The sequence below is a fragment of the Mycobacterium sp. UM_11 genome (assembly GCF_001414075.1).
Classification (GTDB): Bacteria; Actinomycetota; Actinomycetes; order Mycobacteriales; family Mycobacteriaceae; genus Mycobacterium.
Genome location: NZ_LATC01000178.1, coordinates 1 through 4,828 on the forward strand (window position 1 = coordinate 1; position 4,828 = coordinate 4,828).

The 4,828-nt window shown below is 66.5% G+C and carries 4 protein-coding genes; 1 reads left to right on the forward strand and 3 read right to left on the reverse strand.

All coding sequences use genetic code 11. The features are described from left to right. On the reverse strand, window positions 1-584 hold a 584-nt coding region (locus WU80_RS24085; RefSeq protein ID WP_055405877.1), incomplete at its 3' end, for a hypothetical protein. A 302-nt stretch (window positions 585-886) separates the two neighbouring features. Between WU80_RS24085 and arc the strand changes: the two genes are divergently transcribed. Continuing rightward, the gene (gene arc / locus WU80_RS24090) at window positions 887-2,716 is read left to right on the forward strand and encodes a proteasome ATPase (protein ID WP_055399488.1); all 1,830 of its coding nucleotides are present in this window, start codon (window positions 887-889) and stop codon (window positions 2,714-2,716) included. An 87-nt stretch (window positions 2,717-2,803) separates the two neighbouring features. Here arc and WU80_RS24095 read toward each other — a convergent pair whose 3' ends face one another. Together WU80_RS24095 and WU80_RS24100 are read right to left on the reverse strand one after the other, a co-directional pair. Then, the gene (locus tag WU80_RS24095) at window positions 2,804-3,448 is read right to left on the reverse strand and encodes a hypothetical protein (protein ID WP_055399384.1); all 645 of its coding nucleotides are present in this window, start codon (window positions 3,446-3,448) and stop codon (window positions 2,804-2,806) included. A 9-nt stretch (window positions 3,449-3,457) separates the two neighbouring features. Next, window positions 3,458-4,648: a hypothetical protein gene (locus WU80_RS24100; protein WP_082459700.1), complete on the reverse strand. Its 1,191-nt coding sequence runs from the start codon at window positions 4,646-4,648 to the stop codon at window positions 3,458-3,460. Window positions 4,649-4,828: the final 180 nt, after the last annotated feature.

The window sequence follows — 4,828 nt, forward strand, 5'->3', positions numbered from 1 at the left end:
GCGGGAGCGGGCTGCGGAGCGGGCGCCGGCTCGGGAGGCGGGGGCGCCGCGGGGGCGGGGGGCGGCGCCGGCGCCGGCGACTTGCCCAGCGCCAGCAGCATTTCGGCGGTCCGCCGCGACAACTGCCAACCCCCTTGGAAGGGCGTGAATTCCATTGGGAAGCGGAAGCTGCCGTTGGCCCGCTGGGCGGTGTTGACGTCGATGGTCGCCACGACGTTGGAAGGGGTCTTGTCGGACCAGGCGATGTCGTGCGCGACGAAGTTCATCGGCAGGTAGCCGTTGTCGCGCAACGCGTTGGTGAACTTGTCCAGGGTGTCCGCGCTTTCGGGCGTCGCCCCTTCGACCAAATTCACCTTGTTGATACCGGGTACGTTCGGGTCCGCGAGCCGGGTCAAGATGTCGGTGAGGGCTTCAGGCGTCGGAAGCGGGGTACTCGGAGGAATGACAACCGTGCTCGATGTCGGCGGGGCCGCGGGGGGCGCGGAGGAGGCGATTCTGGGTTGTTGGTGCGACGAACATCCGGAGATCCCGACCGCCGCCAGGACGGCGACGGCGCCCAGCGTGGCGGACAGGTGTCGGTGCATCCAGTCGATCAGGCCGGCCGTGGGGTCGCGGCGCTCTTCGAAACGGGCGAACGGCGGCCAACGGGTGCAACCGAACTCACACTCGTGGCCGTCGGGCCGACGTCGGCTGCGCCGACCAAGCCCGTGGCGAGGCTTTTTGCGGTCACGGCGGCCCTTTCGATCAGCGAGATTAGTGGCCGAGATTACCAGCGAGACAAAAATCTTAACTTTTCGTGGGTATTTGACTCACCACATCATTGGTCAATCGCCGGTAGCTTTGAAGGTATCCACCGCGCCAATTCGGTGTGGGAAAGGAGCGCAACATGGGTGGCTCAGAGCGTTCTGAATCATTCGGTACCCCCCGCGAGTCAGGTATGTCCAGCGGCGATGCTGCCGAATTAGAGGAACTACGCCGCGAGGCAGCGTTGCTGCGCGAGCAACTAGAGCATGCGGCCGGGGCGCAGGGTAGCGCCCGCTCCGCGCGCGACGTGCATCAGCTCGAAGCCCGTATCGACTCGCTTGCGGCCCGCAACTCGAAGTTGATGGAGACGCTCAAAGAGGCGCGCCAGCAACTGCTCGCGTTGCGGGAGGAAGTCGACCGGCTCGGGCAGCCGCCGAGTGGCTATGGCGTCTTGCTGGCCGCGCACGAGGATGACACGGTCGACGTGTTCACCTCGGGTCGCAAGATGCGCTTGACCTGCTCGCCCAACATCGACGCGACGTCGCTGCGTAAGGGTCAGACGGTTCGTCTCAACGAGGCGCTGACCGTTGTCGAGGCCGGCACGTTCGAATCCGTCGGCGAGATCTCGACGTTGCGCGAACTGCTTGCGGATGGACATCGGGCGCTGGTCGTCGGTCACGCCGACGAGGAACGCATCGTCTGGCTCGCGGAGCCACTGGTGGCTGAGGACCTGCCGGAGGGTCACCCCGACGCTCTCAATGACGACACCAGGCCGCGCAAGTTGCGGCCTGGCGATTCTCTGCTGGTCGACACCAAGGCCGGCTACGCGTTCGAGCGCATTCCCAAGGCCGAGGTCGAGGATCTGGTGCTCGAGGAGGTGCCCGACGTCAGCTACTCCGACATCGGTGGCCTGACTCGCCAGATCGAGCAGATCCGCGACGCCGTGGAGCTGCCCTTCCTGCACAAGGAGCTGTACCGGGAGTACGCGCTGCGCCCGCCCAAGGGTGTGTTGCTGTACGGCCCGCCCGGCTGCGGGAAGACGTTGATCGCCAAGGCGGTGGCGAACTCGCTGGCCAAGAAGATGGCCGAGGTGCGCGGCGACGACGCGCGCGAGGCGAAGTCCTACTTCCTCAACATCAAAGGCCCCGAACTGCTGAACAAGTTCGTCGGCGAGACCGAGCGGCACATCCGGCTGATCTTCCAGCGGGCGCGCGAAAAGGCGTCCGAAGGAACGCCGGTGATCGTGTTCTTCGACGAGATGGACTCGATCTTCCGCACCCGCGGCACGGGTGTCTCCTCGGACGTCGAGACCACGGTCGTCCCGCAGCTGCTCAGCGAGATCGACGGCGTCGAGGGGCTGGAGAACGTCATCGTGATCGGCGCCTCCAACCGTGAGGACATGATCGACCCGGCGATCCTGCGGCCCGGCCGTCTGGACGTGAAGATCAAGATCGAGCGCCCGGATGCCGAAGCGGCGCAAGACATCTTCTCGAAGTACCTGGTCGAGTCGCTGCCGGTGCACGCCGATGACCTCGCCGAGTTCGGAGGCGACCGGTCGGCCTGCATCCGGGCGATGATCGAGAAGGTCGTCGAGCGGATGTACGCCGAGATCGATGACAACCGGTTCCTGGAGGTCACCTACGCCAACGGTGACAAGGAAGTCATGTACTTCAAGGACTTCAACTCCGGGGCGATGATCCAGAACGTCGTCGACCGCGCGAAGAAGAACGCGATCAAGTCGGTGCTGGAGACCGGGCAACCGGGTCTGCGCATCCAGCATCTGCTCGACTCGATCGTCGACGAGTTCGCCGAGAACGAGGACCTGCCCAACACCACCAACCCCGATGACTGGGCGCGGATTTCGGGCAAGAAGGGCGAGCGGATCGTCTACATTCGCACCCTGGTCACCGGCAAGAGCTCGAGCGCATCGCGGGCCATCGACACCGAGTCCAACCTCGGCCAGTACCTGTAGGCGCTCAAGCCGCGTCGCGACACTTAAACCACGCACACGACACGCCGAGGCGGATGTGCGTGGTTTGAGTTTCGACGGCTTCGGCCGTCAGTCGGTCACCAGCGAGTAGCTGTTGGTCAGGTTGTCCTGCAGCACCTGGGCCGCCCGGGTCCTGGTGTCCACGCGCAACTCTTCGGTGAGCACTCGCGGCTGGTAGGTCCACCCCGCCGGCAGGTCGAGCCGGTCGGCGAGCCGCGGTAGGTCGGCTTGCGACAGGTTGGGGTCGGCGACCTGGCTGAAGGTCTGCATCACCCAGTGCTGTCCCTGCGGGTCAATGAGCTCGTAGACCTGTTCGCCGGCGTTGAAGACGAAGACCGTGTGGCGATTGACCTTGTTCGGGATGTACGGCGCGGGATTCATCGAAGACAACAGGACGGTGGCCTGCTGAATCATCTCGATGCCGCCGAAGTTCTTGGTCACCTGTGGCCCCTGGGCCTCTTTCTCGATCGCGTTCATCAGCCAGTACCGCGGGCCGTTGAGCAGCGCTGCGGCCACACCGTTTTCGGCGGCGATGGCGTGCGGGTCGAGCGCGGACCACAGGTCGGCCGGGCAGTCGTTCAGCGGGAAGCTGTTGTAGACCGTGGCCTGCGGGCCGGCCTCGCCGGCGGTGACCAGCAGCACCTCCCCGTAGCGCTTTCCTGCCAGGTCGAGTGCGTGTTTACCGACGGCGCGGTCGGATTCGGGGGCGGACACACGGTGAAATTAGTCACTGCCACCGGTGCCGTCAACAGCACGCGCGGTCAGCGCGACGGCGCCGCGGTAGCGGTTGCGGGCGACCAGGGTGGTGTGCAGGTCTTCGATCAGGGGGTCCAGGAAGGTGCTGCGGTACTCGGCGTCGCCGGCCGCGCGGGCGCTGATGTACATGAAGGTCAGGGCGCCGAGGAAAAGACTCATGTGCACCAGTGAATCCGGAACCGGCAGCGTGAATCCCAGCACGGTCGCGGTGCTCTTATAGGTGTGGGTCCATTCGTTGAGCAGTTCGGGGCTCAGCACGATCAAGCCGAGGATCAGGTAGATCGCGGCGGTCACCACCGCCACCACCAGGATCTGCGCCAGCTGCGAGGCGGCCAGCACGAACACCACGTTGAGGCGTTCCGTCTTCTTCAGCGGCGCGGAATCTCCAGCGTCGGGCAAGCCCGCGAAAGGCGTGCCGGCGAGGTGTTCCTTTTCCCCGGGCAGCGCCGCCGTCGACTTCAGCATCGGCCGGACCCGCTCGACGGTGGCCGAGACGACGAAGGCCGCCGCGATGGAGACCAGGAACGCCATCGCCAGCCCCAGCCGGTTCCCACTGATCGTCGCGGCCATCAGCCAGACGTAGGTGTTGAAGAACACCAACGCGGTCAGCAACACGACCGGCAACGCCCGAACCGCCAGCGCGCCGACCATGGTGAAGTGCGACAGCATCATGCGCATCGCCCAACCGACCACCGAGCCGATGCCGAAGCCGGTCAGGATCAGCACGACGAGGATCACGGCCGCCTGCTGCGGCAGTTGTGCGGCGTCGCCCGTCCCCACCCCGACGCCGGCGACCACCAGAACCGACGCCGTCGCCAGAGCGGCCCGCGTCCGCCCGCTTCGTGACCGGGACACCAGCCAGCCGACCAGTACCATCAGCGGGAGGCTGAGACCGACGATCACCAGCACGATCAGCTCGGAAGTTGTTGGCGTTCCGGTGATTTCGATGTCGTGGCCGCCGGTGATCAGATAGACCGGTAGCACGCAGGCCTGCAACGTCGCGTATGCCGCCAGCATGGGCGCCGAACGTGACCAGAGGCGTCGCCAGCGGGCGCGGCGGGTGAGCACCGACGGCAAACCCCGCTGCAGGAACCAGCTTTCAGCCGCACCGCTGGCCGCACCTCGGCGGCGCGGCGTGCGGCGCAGAGTTAGCTCCATGCCGGCTCACCCTACGGCGGGCGGCCCACCCGCGCTGGTCGTTGAGCGACTCCACCTCGCCCCGTCCCCCTCGCCGCTTCGCGGCTGGGCGGTTCCCCCAGCGCGGGCCGCATCGTCGGCGGGCCTAGCCTCGACTGCCCGCCTTGCCCCCTCGCCGCTTCGCGGCGGGGCGGTGCCCCC

Bases quoted from the DNA above. Each gene is read 5' to 3' on its own strand.
- WU80_RS24100 (WP_082459700.1), bottom strand. From the start codon at position 4,648: ATGGAGCTAACTCTGCGCCGCACGCCGCGCCGCCGAGGTGCGGCCAGC.
- arc (WP_055399488.1), top strand. From the start codon at position 887: ATGGGTGGCTCAGAGCGTTCTGAATCATTCGGTACCCCCCGCGAGTCA.